Raw genomic sequence first — 17,433 nt, 5'->3', positions numbered from 1 at the left:
CCCCGCCGGCCGGTCCGGACCATCCAGCGAGGACACATGGACACCGAGCACATCCTCGAGATGCGCGGCATCACCAAGACCTTCCCCGGCGTCAAGGCGCTCTCCGACGTCACGCTCGCGGTGCGCCGCGGCGAGATCCACGCCATCTGCGGTGAGAACGGCGCGGGCAAGTCGACGCTGATGAAGGTCCTGTCGGGCATCTACCCGCACGGCACCTACGAGGGCGAGATCGTCCTCGACGGCGAGGTGCAGGAGTTCCGCGGCATCCGCGACTCCGAGCGCCAGGGCGTCGTCATCATCCACCAGGAGCTCGCGCTCTCGCCCTACCTGTCGATCGCCGAGAACATCTTCCTCGGCAACGAGCGCGCGGCACGCGGCGTCGTCGACTGGAACCGCACCAACTCCGAGGCCGCCCGCCTGCTCGACCGCGTGGGGCTCTCCGAGCGCCCCGACACCAGGGTCACCGACATCGGCGTCGGCAAGCAGCAGCTGGTGGAGATCGCCAAGGCGCTGTCCAAGGAGGTGCGTCTGCTCATCCTCGACGAGCCGACCGCCGCGCTCAACGACGAGGACAGCGCCCACCTGCTCACGCTCATCGAGGGGCTGCGCGCCGAGGGCATCACGTCGATCATCATCAGCCACAAGCTGAACGAGATCGAGGCGATCGCGGACACCACGACGATCATCCGCGACGGCGAGACGATCGAGTCCCTCGACATGCGCGGCGACGTGCACGTCACCGAGGAGCGGATCATCCGCGGCATGGTGGGGCGCCCGCTCGACCACCGGTTCCCCGAGCACACCCCCGACATCGGCGAGGAGGTGCTGCGCATCGAGGACTGGACCGTGCACCACCCCGTCGACCAGGCGCGCAAGGTCGTCGACGGCGCGAGCGTGACGGTGCGGCGCGGTGAGATCGTCGGCCTCGCCGGCCTGATGGGTGCTGGTCGCACCGAGCTCGCGATGAGCGTCTTCGGCCGCTCGTACGGCACCCGGATCTCCGGACGCCTCTTCCGGGACGGCGTCGAGGTGACGGCCGGCACCGTGCAGGAGGCGATCCGGCACGGCATCGCGTACGCGACCGAGGACCGCAAGCGGTTCGGTCTCAACCTCATCGACACCGTGCAGCACAACATCTCCGCCGCGTCGCTCGACAAGCTCTCGCGAGCGGGCGTCGTGGACCGCGAGGCCGAGTCCACCATCGCCGAGCGGTTCCGCAAGGACCTCAACATCCGCACGCCGACCGTCATGGCGCTGGTCGGCAAGCTGTCCGGGGGCAACCAGCAGAAGGTCGTGCTGGCCAAGTGGCTCTACGCCGACCCGGACGTGCTGATCCTCGACGAGCCGACGCGCGGCATCGACGTCGGTGCGAAGTACGAGATCTACACGATCATCAACAAGCTCGCCGACGCGGGGAAGGGCGTGCTCGTCATCTCCTCCGAGCTGCCCGAGCTCCTGGGCGTCTGCGACCGCATCTACGCGCTCAGCCAGGGCCGCGTCACCGGCGAGGTGGCCCGGGCCGACGCGACCCAGGAGCACCTCATGCACTTCATGACGATGGACAAGGACGGGATCGCCCGATGAGCACCACGACCGACGTCAACCTCCCCGCCCCGAACCCGCCCGGCGTGCCGCGCGTCTCCCTCGGGCAGCGCCTGCAGGGCCTGGGCGGCAACGCGCGCCAGTACGGCATCTTCGGCGCGCTCATCGTCATCGTGCTGCTGTTCCAGGTCCTCACCGACGGCAAGCTGCTGCTCGCCAACAACGTCGCGGCCCTGTTCCAGCAGAACGCGCACATCATGGTGCTCGCCATCGGCATGCTGATGGTGATCGTCGCCGGCCACATCGACCTGTCGGTCGGCTCCGTCGTCGCGTTCGTCGGCGGTGTCGTGGCGACGACCATGCGCGACTTCGACGCACCGTGGATCGTGGCGGTGCTCGTCGGTCTGGCGCTCGGTGCCCTCGTCGGCGCATGGCAGGGGTTCTGGGTCGCCTACGTGGGGATCCCGGCGTTCATCGTGACGCTCGCCGGCATGCTCGTGTTCCGCGGCCTCGCGCTCGTGGTCGTCGGCGAGACGCTCGCAGGGCTGCCCTCCTCGTTCATCCGGATCTCCAAGGGCTCGCTGCCCCCCTGGTTCAACTACGTCAGCAACATGGACGTCGTCACGCTCGTGATCGGTGTCCTGGCGGTCGGTGCGATCGTCCTGAGCCAGCTGCGGGCGCGCGGCGCGCTGCGCAAGCACGACCTGCACGTCGAGGCGCGTGGCCTGTTCGTCGCGAAGATCGCGATGATCGCGCTGGGCATCGGGATCCTCACCGTCATCCTGTCGTTCTCGGCCGGGGGCACGCCCATCGTCCTGGTCATCGTCGGCGTCCTCGTCGTCGCCTACTCGTTCCTCATGGGCCGCACCGTCTTCGGCCGGCACATCTACGCGATCGGCGGCAATCGGGCCGCGGCGGCGCTGTCCGGCGTGAACACCCGCAAGGTCGACTTCTGGATCTTCGTCAACATGGGCCTGCTCGCCGGGGTCGCCGCGGTCTTCACCACGGCACGCGCCGGCGCGGCCATCGCGTCGGCCGGCCAGAACTACGAGCTCGACGCGATCGCCGCCTGCTTCATCGGCGGCGCAGCGGTCACCGGCGGCATCGGCCGGATCGCCGGCGCCATCGTCGGTGCTCTCATCATGGGCGTGCTCAACATGGGCCTGTCGATCCTGTCCGTCGACCCGTCGTGGCAGATGGCCATCAAGGGCATGGTGCTGCTGCTCGCGGTCGCGTTCGACCTGCTCAACAAGCGGCGCGCGGGCACGCAGTAGGACCGCGGTAGCGCGGTTCGGCGCGTGCACGCAGGTAGGTTGCCTCCGTGAGCAGGCGAGCGGCAGCAGCGGGCTCGCAGACGTCCCTGCGGGAGGCCAACAAGGCGCTGGTGGTCGGGACGGTCCAGCGGTACGGCGGCCTGACGCAGGTCGAGCTCGCCGCCGCCACCGGCCTGTCCCAGGCGACGGTGTCGACGATCGTCCGCGAGCTGCTCGCGGCCGGGCTCGTCGACACCGCCGTCACCACCCGCAGCGGCCGACGCGCCCAGCTGGTCACGCTGGCCCGGCGGGTGGGGCTGGCGGTGGGCGTGCAGGTCGGGCACCGTCACCTGCGCGTCGCGCTGGGCGACTTCGCGCACGAGGTCGTGGCCGAGCAGGTGCTGCCGCTGCCGTACGAGCACCCGTCGGACACCACCCTGGACCGGGCCGCACTCCTCGTCCTGGACCTCCTCGAGCGCATCGGGTCCGGCCTCGATGAGGTCGTGGGCGTCGGCGTCGGCATCCCCGCGCCCGTCGACGCCGACACCGGCATGGTGTCGGTGCCCGGGCTGCTGCGCGGTTGGGAGGGTGAGCACCTGGGGCAGGTGCTCGCCAAGCGCCTCGGCCGCCCGGTGCACGTCGACAACGACGCGAACCTCGGGGCGCTCGCCGAGTCCACGCTGGGTGCGGCGCGCGGGTACCGGGACGCCGTGTACGTGCGCGCGTCGTACGGCACGGGCGCGGGCATCGTCATCAACGGGCAGGTGCACCGCGGGTTCGCGGGGACGGCGGGCGAGATCGGGCACGTGCAGGTCGACCCGACGGGCCACATCTGCCGGTGCGGGTCGCGCGGCTGCCTCGACACGGTCGTCGGGGCGAGCGCGCTGGTGGAGCCGCTGCGCGCGACCCACGGGTCCCTCGCCCTGCGGGACGTGATCGCGCGCACGCGCGACGGGGACCCGGGGTTCGCGCGTGTCGTGGCCGACGCGGGCGCGGTGATCGGTGCGGTCGTGGCAGGGCTGGGCACGGCGGTCAACCCGCAGTGCGTGGTCGTGGGCGGGGAGCTGTCCGAGACGGGCGAGGTGCTGCTGGGCCCGATGCGCGACGCGGTGCGCCGGCGGATGCTGCGCAACCGGATCGCACCGCTCGAGGTGGTCCCCGCGGCGCTCGGTCAGCGCGCCGAGGTGATGGGCGCGCTCGTGCTCGCGCTGCGGTCGGCCGACGTCGCGGTGCGCGGGGAGGGCAGCGCGGATCCCGACGACGACGGGCCGACGGAGCAGGAGGAGGGTTGACCGGGAGAGGACGGGGGGCTTCACTGCACGTGACACGTGCGCGACGGGAGCAGGTGGATCGAGGCATGACTGACGCGACACGGGTGCCGTTGCTGTCGATGCGAGGCATCAGCAAGCGGTTCGGCGCCGTCGAGGCGCTCGCGGGCGTCGACCTCGACGTGCACCGGCACGAGGTCGTCGCGCTGGTGGGCGACAACGGCGCCGGCAAGTCGACGCTCGCGAAGATGGTCGCGGGCGTCCTGAGCCCGGACACGGGGCTCGTCGAGATCGACGGCGTCCCGGTGAGCATCTCCTCGCCCGCGGCTGCGCGCGCCCTGGGCGTCGCGACGGTCTTCCAGGACCTGGCGCTGTGCGACAACCTCGACGTGACGTCGAACCTGTTCCTCGGCCGCGAGCTGCGCGACGCGCACGGCATGCGTGACGACGAGCGCATGGAGGAGGAGGCGCGCCAGATCCTGCGGGACCTGACGAGCAGGATCCCGTCGGTCCGGGTGCCGCTGTCGGCGCTGTCGAAGGGTCAGCGGCAGTCGGTCGCGATCGCGCGCACGCTCATCGGCGATCCCCGCATCGTGGTCCTCGACGAGCCGACGGCGTCGTTGTCGGTGGCGCAGACGGCGGAGATCCTCGTGCACATCGAGGGCCTGCGCGACCTGGGGCTCGGGGTGGTGCTCATCAGCCACAACATGATCGACGTGCGTGCGGTGGCGGACCGCATCGAGGTGCTGCGGCACGGTCGCAACAACGGGTCGTTCGACGCGCGGACGACCGCCTACGAGCAGATCATCGGGGCCATCACGGGCGCGGTCCGTGCCGACGCCCCGCGGCCGTCGGCGCACGCCGCCTCCTGACGGCGGCTGTTCGTCCGCGTCCTGACGGTGGCACCGTCGGGCTCGGCGACGGCTGCGCGCCCGCCGGCTGACGGAGGCGCCGTCCCAGGCCCCCGGGGAGGGGGCGGGGGCCTGGGCGCGCTTCCACGTCGCGGGTGCGACGTGCGTCCTCAGCGGGCGGCGTTGCGCAGGCCCAGGCCCCCGAGCACGAAGCCGGTGCCGATGCCCACGAGCGTGAGCGCGACGCCGAACGCGATGACCGACGTGATGAGCGAGGCGCGCAGGAAGGTCCCGGTCGCGACCGCGGGGCGCTGCGGGTCGTCACGCTCCAGCTCCGCGAAGGTGCGGCCACCGGTCATCTCGGCCAGGTCGGCGCGGATGGTCTCTGCCTGCGCCCAGGCGGCCCACGGGGTCACGACGGGCTGGCCCGCGAGGGCGGGGGCGTTGTCGGAGACGGTGATCTCCTCCTGCGCCAGTCCTTGGGCGATGCCGGCCCAGGTGCCGACGCCCGCGAGGGCCATGAGCACGCCGAGAGCGGCCAGAAGCGTGCCGAGCAGATGGGCACGGCGCGCGCGGGGCGCGCCGGACGCGGTGCTGACGGGTGCGGAGACGGGTGCGACATCGGCGGACATGGGTTCCCCTTTGGTCGGACGGCACCGGCGCCTCGGCGGCTCCGGTGCCCCCACCGTCGTGGGTGAATTCTCAAGGAGATACCTAACAAAACGATTTGTGTGACCTGGGTCATAGTGGCCACGTCGGTGTGACGCGATCGCGGCCGTGGTGCACCCCCGGTGGGGCGGCGGCTCCCGTGGTGCGGGAGCCGCCGCCCCGTGGGCGGCTGCGTGGGATCAGCCGTTGCTGCAGGTGGCCCCGTTGAGGGCGAAGGACGACGGCGCCGTGTTGGTCCCGCCGTGCGAGCCGTTGAAGCCGATCTGCACCGATCCGCCGGCCGGGATGCTGCCGTTCCAGGCCGCGTTGGTCGCGGTCACCTGGCTGCCGGACTGCGCGACCGTGCTGCTCCAGGCCTGGGTCACCTGCTGACCCGACGGGAACGCCCAGGTCAACGTCCACCCGGAGACCGCCCGCGACGACGTGTTGGTGATCGTCAGGTTGGCCGTGAACCCGGTGTTCCACTGGTTGACGGAGTACGCGACCGAGCAGGCGCCCGTCGTGCCGGACGTGGGTGTCGGGCTGGGGGTCGGCGTCGGCGTGGGAGTCACGCTCGGTGTGGGCGTCACGCTCGGCGTCGGCGTCACGCTCGGTGTGGGGGTGGGCGTCACGCTGGGCGTGGGCGTCGGCGTCGGCGTCGGCGTGGGGGTGGGCGTCGGGTTCGCCTGGTCCAGGCCGAAGAAGGCGATCGCCGCCGCCGCGTCGACCGGCAGGTTGTGCGTCACGCCCTGCAGCAGGTTGGCCTCCAGCGGCGCCTGCGTGCCCGTGCCGCCGTAGCGGGCGCGCGTGCGGTTGCCGATGGTCTCGGTCGAGGCGGGCGTCGAGCTGATGCCCATCACGTTCGTCCACTGCTTGACGGCCTCGGTGTGGTTCTGCGAGCTCAGCGTCTCGTCGTTGCTGCCGTGCCACAGCTGCACGCGCGGCCGCTTCCCGGTGTAGCCCGGGTAGGTGGCGCGGGCCAGGTCACCCCACTGCTGGGCGGTGAGGATCCGTCGACCCTGCGCGCAGTCACTGTTCCAGCCGGCCTGCGCCGACGTGCCCGGCTTGGCACCGCCGGTCGAGAAGCACGTGGCGGGCACGCCGGCGAACGCGCTGCCGGCGGCGAAGACGTCCGGGTACTCGGCCAGCACGAGCTGGGTCGTCATGGCGCCCGACGACGTGCCGGTGATGAAGACGCGGGACGTGTCGGTGGTGTACCGCTGCTGCACGTGCCGGACCATCTGCACGATGCTCTGCGGGTCGGAGCCGCCGTCGCGCGTCATCGCGGCCGTCGAGGAGACGTCGAAGCAGCTGCCGGGGCGGTTGGTGCTCGGGTAGATGACGATGTACCCCAGCTGCGAGGCGAGCTCGTCGAACTGCTGCCCGCTGAACATCGCCTGCGCGCTGCCGGTGCAGTAGTGCACGACCACCACGATGCCGGGGCTGGCCGCGAGGCGGTCGGGCACGAACTGGTACATCCGCAGGCCGCCGGGGTTCGTGCCGAAGCCCGTCACCTCGACGAGCGACGCCGCCTGCGCGGGGGGAGCCGAGGCGAGCTGCGCGGCACCCGCCAGCGCGAGGGCCAGCGCGGTGCCCAGCAGCCCGGCCCGCACGGCCGTGCGCCGGCGTGCGCCGGAACGGAACAGTCTCATCGCGTGTCCTCCTCGCCCTGCCGGACGCGGCGGTGCGCCGGCACTCCTCGACGCGGCGGGAACGTTTGCCGGGCCGTCACGCGAGCATGGCGCGCGCCGTCCGGGACCGCACGGCGCGAAACGCTTCGCACGGCGACGACCACCCGCGCCGGTGCGGCGGGAGGACGCCGCCGCACCGCGCCGGTCAGCGGAAGACGATGGTGCGGTTCCCGTCGAGCAGCACCCGGTGCTCGGCGTGCCAGCGCACGGCACGTGCCAGCGCCCGCCGCTCGACGTCCTGCCCCAGCGCGACGAGGTCCTCCACCGCGTGCGTGTGGTCCACGCGCTCGACGTCCTGCTCGATGATCGGGCCCTCGTCGAGGTCGCCCGTCACGTAGTGCGCCGTCGCACCGATGAGCTTGACGCCGCGCTGGTGCGCCTGCGCGTACGGACGTGCGCCCTTGAAGGACGGCAGGAACGAGTGGTGGATGTTGATGACCTGGCCCTGCAGCCTGCGGCACAGGTCGTCCGACAGGATCTGCATGTACCGGGCGAGCACGACGAGCTCGACGTCGAGCTCCTCGACCAGCGCGAGCAGGCGCTCCTCGGCCGCGGCCTTGGTGGCCGCCGTCACCGGGACGTGGTGGAAGGGGATGTCGTAGAAGTCGGCCATGGGCCGCAGCACCTCGTGGTTCGACACGACGGCGACCAGGTCGACGGGCAGGTTCTCCGAGCGCTGCCGGAAGGCCAGGTCGTTCAGGCAGTGCGCGGTCGTCGACACCATGACGAGCGTCCGCACCGGACGTCCCGCCACGTCGAGCTGCCACGCCATCTCGAACCGGTCGGCCAGCCGGGTCAGGTCCGTCCGCAGCCGCGCGACGGGCACGTCCGTCGTGACCTGCACCCGCATGAAGAAGAGTCCCGACAGCGGGTCGCCGAACTGCTGCGACTCCGTGATGTTGCCGCCGTGCTCGGCCAGCAGGCCGGCGACGGCCGCGACGATGCCCGGCTGGTCGGGGCAGGACAGGGTCAGGACGAGGTGCGTCGGGTCGACGGGCGAAGTGGAGGACACGAGGTCCGAGAGTAGTGCGCGGGTGCCGCGGGCTGACACCATGGCGCCATGACCGCCCTCGACATCCGCCCTGTCACCGTGGACGACGCGGGCGAGCTGCTCACCCTGCGCCGTGCCGCCTTCGTCACGGAGGCGCAGCAGTACGGCGACCCGAACATCCCGCCCCTGACGCAGACGCTCAAGGAGCTGAAGGCCGACCTCGTCGCGGACGGCGTCATCACGCTCGGTGCGTGGTGGGGCCACCGCCTCGTCGGCTCGATCCGCGTGCTCGTCGACGGCGGCAAGGCCACCCTCGGACGCTTCGCCGTCGCCCCCGACCTGCAGGGCAAGGGCATCGGCACCGAGCTGCTCTCGGCGATCCTGCCGACGCTGCCCGAGGGCATCGAGGAGGTCTGGGTCTTCACGGGTCGCGACTCGCTGCAGAACATCGCCCTGTACAACAAGGCGGGCTACGAGCACCAGCACGACCAGACCGCCGGCGACCTCACCTACGCGTACCTGCGCAAGCTCCTCGGCGAGGGTGAGGTCGTCCAGGCCTGACGCAGCGGGACGACCCGGACGCCCTGCGACCCGCCTTCGCGGGCGTCACGCGCGCGGACGCCGTCAAGGACGACGACGTCGCCTCGGGCACCGTCCGGTGGTCCCGGCCGGCCCGCGCTACCGACGCCCGGCCGGCACGGGTGCGGGAGTGCGCACCACGTCGGGGTCGGCCGGTACCACCGGGCGCCGACGGCGCAGCCGCGCCTGCAGAGCGGGCTGGCCCAGGAGCACGGCGGCGAGGACCGCGGCCACGCCGAGCGTCTGCCGCCCGGTCAGGTGCTCGCCGCCGAGCGCGAGCCCGACGACGACGCCGGTGACGGGGTTGAGGAGTCCGACGAGTCCGACCGCGCTCGCGGGCAGGTGGTGCAGCGCGGTGAACCAGGCGACGTACGCGAGCGCCGTGGCGACGAGCGACAGGAACGCCATGCCGAGCCAGCCGCGTGCGTCCAGGGTCGGCGGACCACCCTCCACGAGGGCTGCCACGGGGACGAGCAGCAGCCCTCCGGCCACCAGCTGCCACGACGTCGTCGTCAGCACGTCGACGTCGTCCTTCCACCGCGTCGCCAGGACGAACCCGACCGACGACATGAGCATGGCGGCCGCGCCGGCGAGCACCCCGAGCGGGTCGACGGCCACGCTGCCCGTCAGCAGCATCGCGACGACGCCCGCGAGCCCGAGCCCCGCGCCGGCGAGCGACGCGGCGCGCGGGCGCTGGCCCAGCAGCGGCCAGGCGACCAGGGCGAGCGCGAACGGCGAGACCGCCATCACCGTCGACGCCACCGATGTGGGCAGGCGCTGCGCGGCGACGTACACGAGCACGAAGAACGCGCTCATGTTCAGAGCGCCCAGCACGAGCGACCGCCACCACCAGGCGCCCCGGGGGGCCCGTCGCGCGATCGCCAGCAGCACGACGCCGGCGGGCAGCGCGCGCAGCACGGAGCCCCAGAGCGGGTGCGTGGCGGGGAGCGTCTGTGCCGTGACGAAGTAGGCCGCGCCCCAGGTGACGGGCGCGACGGCGGCGAGCAGCGACCAGCGCCAGGTAGTTTCCACGGAAGACAAAATACCTGACGTGGAAGATATATTCCCCGGGTGCCCACCCCGGACCCGCGCCGCGCACCGACCCCTGACCGGCTGGACCTCGTCGGCGACGCCTGGCGGCGGGAGCGTCCCGACCTCGACGTCCGCCCGCAGCAGGTCATCGGGCGTCTGCACCGCGTCGCCAACCACCTCACCGACGAGCTCGTCGCGGTGTACGCCCGGCATGGCCTGACCGAGGGGGAGTTCGACGTGCTCGCGACGCTGCGTCGCGGCGGCCCACCGTACGAGCGCTCGCCGGGCGACCTCGCGGAGCACACGCTGGTCACCAGCGGCGGCATGAGCAAGCGGATCGACCGGCTCGAGCGCGCAGGCCTCGTGACGCGCCGCGTCGGCGACACCGACGCCCGCGCGCGCGTCGTCGCGCTGACCCCACGCGGACGCGAGGTCATCGACGCCGCGTTCACCGACCACATGGCCAACGAGCGCCGCCTGCTGGACGCGCTCGAGCCCGCCGACGCCGACGCCCTCGAGCGTGTGCTGCGGATCTGGCTGGCCGCCCTCGAGACGCCGCCGGCGACCGCCTGAGCCGTGGACACGGGCCGGGGCAGGCGGGCGCGGTTGGTAAGGTGTGCGTGTCGCGACTGGCGCAGCAGGGTGGGTCACCACCGGGGAGCGACGCAGCAGCTGGACCAACGGGTCGGACGCCTGGGCCCCTCGGTCACCCCACACCCGACGTGCGTGTGCGGTGCGCCGGACGCCGCCCGCACAGTTGACTGCGACAGGAGCCCTGCATGAGCGAGAACGTGCTCGACCAGAACATCTCCGAGCTCGACCCGGAGATCGCGGCCGTCCTCGACGGTGAGCTGGCACGCCAGCAGAACACCCTCGAGATGATCGCCTCCGAGAACTTCGTGCCGCGCGCGGTCCTGCAGGCGCAGGGCTCCGTGCTCACCAACAAGTACGCCGAGGGCTACCCGGGCCGCCGCTACTACGGCGGCTGCGAGCAGGTCGACATCGCGGAGACCATCGCGATCGACCGCGCCAAGGCCCTGTTCGGCGCCGAGCACGCCAACGTCCAGCCGCACTCGGGTGCCACGGCCAACGCCGCGGTGCTGCACGCGCTCATCAACGCGGGCGACAAGATCCTCGGCCTCGACCTCGCGCACGGCGGCCACCTCACGCACGGCATGCGGATCAACTTCTCGGGCAAGCTCTACGATGTCGCCGCCTACGGCGTGGACCCGCAGACGTTCCGCGTCGACTACGACGCCGTCCGCAAGGCAGCGCTCGAGCACCGTCCCGACGTCCTCATCGGCGGCTGGTCCGCCTACCCGCGCCAGCTCGACTTCGCGGCGTTCCGCGAGATCGCCGACGAGGTCGGTGCGAAGCTGTGGGTCGACATGGCGCACTTCGCGGGCCTCGTCGCCGCGGGCCTGCACCCCAACCCGGTGGAGCACTCCGACGTCGTGTCGTCCACGGTGCACAAGACCATCGGCGGCCCCCGCTCGGGCTTCATCCTGAGCAAGGGCGAGTACGCCAAGAAGATCGACTCCGCCGTGTTCCCGGGCCAGCAGGGCGGCCCGCTCATGCACGTCATCGCCGCCAAGGCGGTCGCGTTCAAGGTCGCCTCGACCGAGGGGTTCAAGGCCCGCCAGCAGCGCACCATCGACGGCGCCCGCATCATCGCCGACCGCCTCACCGCACCCGACGTGGCCGCGGCGGGCGTCTCGGTGCTCACCGGCGGCACCGACGTGCACCTCGTGCTCGTCGACCTGCGCCACTCGACGCTCGACGGCCAGCAGGCGGAGGACCTCCTGCACTCCGCGGGTGTCACGGTCAACCGCAACGCCGTCCCGTTCGACCCGCGCCCGCCGCGCGTCACGTCCGGCCTGCGCATCGGCACGCCCGCCCTGGCCACGCGCGGCTTCGGCGACGCGGAGTTCACCGAGGTCGCCGACATCATCGCCACGGCGCTCGTCGAGGGCGCAGCGGCGGACGTCGACGCGCTGGCCGCCCGGGTGCGCAAGCTCACCGAGGCGTTCCCGCTGTACCCCGGCCTGCAGCAGTACTGAGCGGAGGCGTACCGATGACCGCCCAGAAGCTCGACGGCGCCGCCGTCGCGGCCGAGATCAAGGCCGAGCTCGGCACCCGTGTCGCGGCGCTCGCCGCACGTGGCGTCGTGCCCGGCCTCGGGACCCTGCTCGTCGGCGACGACCCCGCCTCGCGGTCGTACGTCGCCGGCAAGCACCGGGACTGCGCCCAGATCGGCATCGCCTCGATCCGTGAGGAGCTGCCGGCCGACGCGACGCAGGCCGACATCGAGGCCGCCGTGCAGCGGCTGAACGACGACCCGGCGTGCACCGGGTACATCGTCCAGCTGCCGCTGCCCCGGGGCATCGACACGCACCGGATCCTCGAGCTGATCGACCCCGAGAAGGACGCCGACGGCCTGCACCCAACCAACCTCGGGCGTCTCGTGCTGCGGGTCAACGACCCCGTCACGTCGCCGCTGCCGTGCACCCCGGCCGGGATCATCGAGCTGCTCGAGCGGTACGACGTCCCGCTGCGCGGCGCCGACGTGGTCGTCGTCGGGCGCGGCGTCACCGTGGGCCGGTCGATCGGCCTGCTGCTCACGCGGCGCGAGGTCAACGCCACGGTCACGCTCACCCACACCGGCACGGTCGACCTGGCCGAGCACACGCGCAACGCCGACGTGATCATCGCGGCGGCCGGTGTGCCCGGCGTCGTCACGGCCGACATCGTCAAGCCGGGCGCAGTGGTCGTCGACGTCGGCGTCTCGCGGGAGCTCGACGCGGTGACCGGCAAGAGCCGGATCGTCGGCGACGTCCACCCGAACGTCTGGGACGTCGCGTCGTGGGTGTCGCCCAACCCGGGCGGTGTGGGTCCGATGACGCGCGCGATGCTCCTGGCCAACGTCGTCGGCACGGCGGAGCGACTCGCCGGCTGACGCGCACCACCACGAGGGCCCCGGGTCGCACGACCCGGGGCCCTCGTGCGATGAGTTCCGGGGACGGCGCCGGTCGGTACGGGTGCACACCGACGAGAGGAGCCCACCATGGGCCGGGTCCGCACGCACCTGTGGTTCGCGAAGGACGGTCACGAGGCCGCGCAGTTCTACGTGTCCGTCATCCCGAACTCCCGCATCACGAACGTGGTGAACGCGACCGCCGGCATCCCCGACGTCCCCGAGGGCACGCCCTTCGTCATCGAGCTCGAGCTCGACGGGCACGCCGTGACGATCCTCACGGCGGGCCCCGCGTTCACCCTCGACGAGGCGTTCTCCTTCTACCTGAGCGCCGAGACCCAGGACGAGGTCGACCACTACTGGGACACGCTGATCGCGGACGGCGGGGAGCCGAGCCAGTGCGGCTGGCTCAAGGACCGGTACGGCGTGTCGTGGCAGGTCGTGCCGAAGGCGCTCGACGACATCATGTCGCGCCCCGACGCCGCGGGCGTCGCGCGCGCGACGCAGGCGATGCTGCAGATGCGCAAGCTGGAGATCGCACCGCTCGAGGCGGCCTACGCGGGGGAGTGATCCCGGCGCCGGGAGGTGGCGCCGAGGTGTCGGTGGCGTGCGGCAGGATGGCCCGGTGCTTCGAGTCGCCACCGTCAACGTCAACGGGATCCGCGCCGCCTTCCGCCGCGGCATGGGGGAGTGGCTGGACGTCCGCAAGCCGGACGTCCTGCTGCTGCAGGAGGTGCGGGGGTCGGACGAGATCCTCGCCGACCACCTGTCGCCCGACGGGTGGCACCTGGCGCACGAGGCGGGGCACGCCAAGGGACGCGCGGGGGTGGCCATCGCCTCGCGGCTGCCGATGAGCGCGGTGCGCATCGGGCTCGGCACCGACGTGACGGGTGACGCCGGGCGCTGGGTGGAGGCCGACCTCGAGATCCCGGCGGAGGGCGAGCGCGCCGCGGGGACGCTGACGGTCGTGTCCGCCTACCTGCACTCCGGCACCGTGGGGACGCCCTCGATGGACGAGAAGTACGCGTTCCTCGCGCACGTCACCACGCGGCTCGCCGAGCTCGTCGAGTCCGGTGGCCACGTCGTCGTCGCGGGGGACCTCAACATCGCCCACCGCGAGGTGGACATCAAGAACTGGAAGGGCAACCGCGGGAAGGCCGGCTTCCTCCCCGAGGAGCGCGCCCACCTCGACCGGTGGTTCGACGAGCTCGGCTGGCGCGACCTCGGGCGGGACCTGGGCGGTCCGGGCCCGGGGCCGTTCACGTGGTGGTCGTGGCGCGGCAAGGCGTTCGACAACGACGCCGGCTGGCGCATCGACTACCAGCTGGCCACCCCGCCGCTGGCGGCGCTGGCGCGCGCGGCCACGGTCGACCGTGCCGCCGACTACGAGGCCAGGTTCAGCGACCACGCGCCGCTGGTCGTCGAGTACGACCTCTGACGGTCAGCGCGGTGGCCATGCAGGTGGCGACGAGCTCCTCGACCTCCCGCTGCTGCTTCTCGACGTCCTCGTCCTCGTACGACCCGCCGGGGTCGAGTGCCCTGCGTCGTCCGGCTCAGTAGCGGATGGCGTCGATCACCTTGACGCGCACGGCGACGGTGGCGGGGATGAGGCCCGCGAGGGCGCCGACACCCGTCGCGCAGGCCATGCCGACGAGGGCCGCGGACACCGGGAACGGCGGCCTGTCCTGGATCCCGCCGCCGAACAGCGTGTCGACGGGGACGTTCTTGATGACCGCCACCGCGAGCACCACGCCGACGAGCCCGGCGACGACCGTGGCGACCACCGACTCCATGAGCACGCCGAAGAAGATGCGGCCCGACGTGGCGCCGAACGACCTGCGGATCCCGATCTCCCGGATGCGGTGGCGCACCGTGACCAGCGCGATGTTCACCAGACCCAGGCCGCCGAGCAGCAGGGCGAACGCGCCGACGCCGAACGCCACCCAGCGCGCGGCGCCGTCCAGGGTGCTGGTGCCGGTGTCCCGGTTGTCGTAGGCCTGGACGTCCCAGCCCGGCAGCACCGCGGCGACGTCCCGCCGCAGCAGGGGCGCCAGGTCGTCAGCGGCCTCGGGCGGCACCCAGACCTTGAGGGACGGCGCCGGCTGGCCCCAGCCGCTGCTGCTGTCCGGGGTGTACCAGCGGGTGAGCTGGTCGTACAGGACGATCGCCGAGGCCATCTCACCCGGCCACTGCCGCGCGGTCACGCCGACGATCACGGCGCGCACCGGGGTCTCGTCGCCCAGCAGCACGGTCGGGTGGGACTCGAGCCCGCCGGCCCCCAGCGACTCGAGGAACACCTCGTTGACGACGAGCCGCGGGGCGTAGGAGTCGATGTCCGCGTCGGTGAACCACCGGCCCTGGTCGACGCCGACGCGCTGCATGGTGCCCAGGTCGGGGTCGACGGCGCGGACCTCGACCTGCCGCGTGCCGTCGGGGAAGCGGAAGGGCGCGGAGGTGTACCAGTCGCGCGTGGCCCAGGTGATCCCGTAGCGCTCGAGCGCCACCGCGTACGTCGCGTCGAGCTCGGACGCCGGTGCCGCCTGCTCGCTCCGGGGGTACGCGTCGATGGTGATCGTGACCTGCCGGCCCATGCTGCGCTCGCCGGCCTCGGTGTAGGCCTGGGTGAGCATCTGCACGACGGCCGTGACGGCCGTGATCGCCATGACGGCGGCCGCGACGCCGATGAGTGCGAGCAGCACGCGGAGCTTGTGCAGGCGCAGCTCGTCCCAGGCCTCGACGAGTGCGCCGACCAGGCCGGTCACGGCTCGGCCTGCGCAGGGACGGGGCGGGCGAGCTCCGGAACCCCGGCCACCGCGCCCGGGTTCACCGGGAGCCGGGTGCCGGGGAGCGTCGGGACGTCGCCGACCCACTCGTGCCCGGCGCCGCCGAGGTCGACGGGCACGAGCACGCCCTCGGTGAGCCGGTAGTGCCGCTGCGCGCGGGCCGCGACGGCGAGGTCGTGCGTGATGGTCACGAGCGCCGCGCCCGTCATCGACGCGATCTCGTCGAGCAGCCCCATGACCTCCTGGCCCGTCTCGACGTCGAGCGCACCCGTCGGCTCGTCCGCCAGGATCACGCGCGGCCCGCGCACGAGCGCCCGGGCGATCGCGACGCGCTGCTGCTCCCCGCCCGAGAGCTTCTCCGGCATGGTGTCGAGCCGGTCGCCCAGCCCGACGCGCTCGAGCATCTGTGCCGCGAGCGCCGTGCGGCGCCAGAACTGCCGGCCCTGGGCGTACATGAGGGGCGCGGCGACGTTCTCCAGCGCGGTGCGCCCGGGCAGCAGGTTGAACTGCTGGAACACGAAGCCGAAGTCGCGCCCGCGGCGCCGCGTGCGCTCGCGTGCCGACAGCCGCCCGATCGGGATGCCCTCGAGCAGGTACTCGCCGTCCGTCGGGGCGTCGAGCAGCCCCAGGATGTTGAGCAGCGTCGACTTGCCGGTGCCGGAGCGTCCGACGACGGCCACGTGCTCGCCGGTGTCGACGCTCAGCGTCACGCCGCGCAGGATCTCCAGCAACCGGTCGTCGGGCAGCCGCACCGACCGCGTCACCCCCGTGAGCTCGAGCAGGCTCATTCCTCGCACGCCGCCGGGTCGAGGTTCGGGTCGTCGCACTCCGGCTCCTCGCCGGGCACGGGCACGAACTGCATCACCACGTCGCCGAGCGCCAGACCTTCGGTGATCTGGACGACCTCGCCGTCGGTCAGGCCGAGGCCGACCGACCGCTCCTCGGGCTCCGCGCCCTCGGCCGCGACGACCCACACGTTGCCGCGCTGCACGGTGCCCTGCACGGCGGTGACCGGGACGACGACCGCGTCGGCCGCCGTGCCGTTGACGATCTCGAGGTCCGCGCCGAGCCCGGGGAACGCGGTGACGTCGCCCGGCAGGGCGCACGAGACCGTGCCGGACGGCACCGTGGTGGTCGCCTCCTGCGGGTCGGGCGCGGTCGCGGGCTGGGCCGCGGCGCCGATCTTCAGGCCCGTGCAGGTGAACGGCGCCGGTCCGCCCTTGAGGGTCACCTGCGCCTCGCCCGGTGCCCCGACCAGCCGGTACTGCTGCTCGGGCGTGAGGGTCCCGGACACCGACAGGGTCCCCGGCGAGATCTGCCCGACCGTGTCTCCCACCGCGACGACCTGGTCCTTGAGGGTCGGGAGGCTGAGGGTCCCGCCGACGGCGGCGGTCACCTGCTCGACCGCGACCTTGGGCTTGCGCTCGGTGACGGTGGTCTCGCCCGTCGCGGGGTCGGTCCGGGTGATCGGGTCCTGCGGGGTCTCCTGGCGCACCTCGAGGACCGGGGTGCCGGCGTCGACGTGCTGCCCGTCCGCGACGAGCACCTTCGAGACCGTGCCCGCGAGCGTCGCCCGCACCGGGACGGCCGGGTCCGCGACGACCGAGCCCCGGACGGTCACGGCGTTCGTGATCGTCGCGGTCGTCGCCTCGACGGTCGGCTCGACGACCTGACCGGTCGGCTCGGCGCCGGAGGCCTCGGTCGTCACGTCGGCGCCGGCGAAGGCGATGCGCACGAGCGCGACCGCGATGACGGCCCAGACGAGGATCCGCAGGGCGGGGAAGACGTAACGGCGAACCACTGCGGTGTGCTCCTCGGGTC

The 17,433-nt window shown here is 72.8% G+C and carries 17 protein-coding genes and 1 riboswitch; of the genes, 10 read left to right on the top strand and 7 right to left on the bottom strand.

Annotation, left to right across the window (positions count from 1 at the left end; translation table 11 throughout):
- The first annotated feature begins 36 nt into the window (after positions 1-36).
- The 4 genes from mmsA to KKR89_RS12535 all read left to right on the top strand — a co-directional run bounded on the left by mmsA (position 37) and on the right by KKR89_RS12535 (position 4,935).
- Complete coding sequence (mmsA, locus tag KKR89_RS12550) at positions 37-1,584, top strand: multiple monosaccharide ABC transporter ATP-binding protein (RefSeq protein WP_208195639.1); 1,548 nt, start codon at positions 37-39, stop codon at positions 1,582-1,584.
- Entirely contained in the window at positions 1,581-2,816 is a 1,236-nt protein-coding gene (gene mmsB / locus KKR89_RS12545) for a multiple monosaccharide ABC transporter permease (protein WP_208195638.1), read from the top strand. Before mmsA ends, mmsB begins: the two co-directional genes overlap by 4 nt.
- A gap of 47 nt (positions 2,817-2,863) precedes the next feature.
- Positions 2,864-4,087, top strand: coding sequence for an ROK family transcriptional regulator (locus KKR89_RS12540; protein ID WP_208195637.1), 1,224 nt, complete (start codon positions 2,864-2,866; stop codon positions 4,085-4,087).
- 65 nt (positions 4,088-4,152) lie between these two features.
- Positions 4,153-4,935, top strand: coding sequence for an ATP-binding cassette domain-containing protein (locus KKR89_RS12535; protein WP_208195636.1), 783 nt, complete (start codon positions 4,153-4,155; stop codon positions 4,933-4,935).
- 149 nt (positions 4,936-5,084) lie between these two features.
- On the opposite strand, the gene KKR89_RS12530 is transcribed toward KKR89_RS12535, so the two are convergent.
- The 3 genes from KKR89_RS12530 to purU form a co-directional block, all read right to left on the bottom strand.
- Positions 5,085-5,546, bottom strand: coding sequence for an aromatic ring-opening dioxygenase LigA (locus KKR89_RS12530; protein ID WP_208195635.1), 462 nt, complete (start codon positions 5,544-5,546; stop codon positions 5,085-5,087).
- 216 nt (positions 5,547-5,762) lie between these two features.
- Positions 5,763-7,214 (bottom strand): extracellular catalytic domain type 1 short-chain-length polyhydroxyalkanoate depolymerase, encoded by a 1,452-nt coding sequence (locus KKR89_RS18585; RefSeq protein ID WP_208195634.1) that lies wholly within the window; start codon positions 7,212-7,214, stop codon positions 5,763-5,765.
- A 184-nt stretch (positions 7,215-7,398) separates the two neighbouring features.
- Positions 7,399-8,265 (bottom strand): formyltetrahydrofolate deformylase, encoded by an 867-nt coding sequence (gene purU / locus KKR89_RS12520; protein ID WP_208195633.1) that lies wholly within the window; start codon positions 8,263-8,265, stop codon positions 7,399-7,401.
- 48 nt (positions 8,266-8,313) lie between these two features.
- On the opposite strand from purU, the gene KKR89_RS12515 reads away from it, so the two are divergent.
- Complete coding sequence (locus KKR89_RS12515; protein ID WP_208195632.1) at positions 8,314-8,805, top strand: GNAT family N-acetyltransferase; 492 nt, start codon at positions 8,314-8,316, stop codon at positions 8,803-8,805.
- A gap of 117 nt (positions 8,806-8,922) precedes the next feature.
- Here KKR89_RS12515 and KKR89_RS12510 read toward each other — a convergent pair whose 3' ends face one another.
- Complete coding sequence (locus KKR89_RS12510; protein WP_208195631.1) at positions 8,923-9,855, bottom strand: DMT family transporter; 933 nt, start codon at positions 9,853-9,855, stop codon at positions 8,923-8,925.
- A 39-nt stretch (positions 9,856-9,894) separates the two neighbouring features.
- Between KKR89_RS12510 and KKR89_RS12505 the strand changes: the two genes are divergently transcribed.
- The 5 genes from KKR89_RS12505 (at position 9,895) to KKR89_RS12485 (ending at position 14,267) form a co-directional block, all read left to right on the top strand.
- Entirely contained in the window at positions 9,895-10,428 is a 534-nt protein-coding gene (locus KKR89_RS12505; RefSeq protein ID WP_208195630.1) for a MarR family winged helix-turn-helix transcriptional regulator, read from the top strand.
- 42 nt (positions 10,429-10,470) lie between these two features.
- A riboswitch (ZMP/ZTP riboswitch) is annotated at positions 10,471-10,561 on the top strand.
- A 73-nt stretch (positions 10,562-10,634) separates the two neighbouring features.
- Positions 10,635-11,915 carry a serine hydroxymethyltransferase gene (glyA, locus tag KKR89_RS12500; RefSeq protein ID WP_208195629.1) on the top strand — a complete coding sequence of 427 codons (1,281 nt, stop codon included), beginning with the start codon at positions 10,635-10,637 and terminating at the stop codon, positions 11,913-11,915.
- 14 nt (positions 11,916-11,929) lie between these two features.
- Complete coding sequence (locus KKR89_RS12495; RefSeq protein WP_208195628.1) at positions 11,930-12,811, top strand: bifunctional methylenetetrahydrofolate dehydrogenase/methenyltetrahydrofolate cyclohydrolase; 882 nt, start codon at positions 11,930-11,932, stop codon at positions 12,809-12,811.
- 108 nt (positions 12,812-12,919) lie between these two features.
- Positions 12,920-13,399: a VOC family protein gene (locus KKR89_RS12490; RefSeq protein ID WP_208195627.1), complete on the top strand. Its 480-nt coding sequence runs from the start codon at positions 12,920-12,922 to the stop codon at positions 13,397-13,399.
- Positions 13,400-13,454: 55 nt separating this feature from the next.
- Positions 13,455-14,267 carry an exodeoxyribonuclease III gene (locus tag KKR89_RS12485; RefSeq protein ID WP_208195626.1) on the top strand — a complete coding sequence of 271 codons (813 nt, stop codon included), beginning with the start codon at positions 13,455-13,457 and terminating at the stop codon, positions 14,265-14,267.
- 115 nt (positions 14,268-14,382) lie between these two features.
- Here the strand turns inward: KKR89_RS12485 and KKR89_RS12480 are convergent, their stop codons facing one another.
- Genes KKR89_RS12480 through KKR89_RS12470 form a run of 3 tightly spaced genes read right to left on the bottom strand, consistent with a single transcriptional unit; the run spans position 14,383 to position 17,413 of the window.
- On the bottom strand, positions 14,383-15,591 hold the full coding sequence (locus KKR89_RS12480; protein WP_208195625.1) for an ABC transporter permease: 1,209 nt from the start codon (positions 15,589-15,591) through the stop codon (positions 14,383-14,385).
- Positions 15,588-16,400, bottom strand: a complete 813-nt coding sequence (locus KKR89_RS12475) for an ABC transporter ATP-binding protein (RefSeq protein WP_208195624.1) — start codon at positions 16,398-16,400, stop codon at positions 15,588-15,590. Before KKR89_RS12475 ends, KKR89_RS12480 begins: the two co-directional genes overlap by 4 nt.
- Positions 16,397-17,413, bottom strand: a complete 1,017-nt coding sequence (locus KKR89_RS12470; RefSeq protein WP_208195623.1) for an efflux RND transporter periplasmic adaptor subunit — start codon at positions 17,411-17,413, stop codon at positions 16,397-16,399. The genes KKR89_RS12475 and KKR89_RS12470 overlap by 4 nt, the downstream gene beginning before the upstream one ends.
- Between the last annotated feature and the right edge of the window lie 20 nt (positions 17,414-17,433).

The sequence above is a fragment of the Cellulomonas dongxiuzhuiae genome (genome assembly GCF_018623035.1).
Lineage (GTDB): Bacteria > Actinomycetota > Actinomycetes > Actinomycetales > Cellulomonadaceae > Cellulomonas > Cellulomonas dongxiuzhuiae.
The sequence above is the reverse complement of the archived record's forward strand: the minus strand, read 5'-3'. Positions and strand labels throughout refer to the sequence as shown.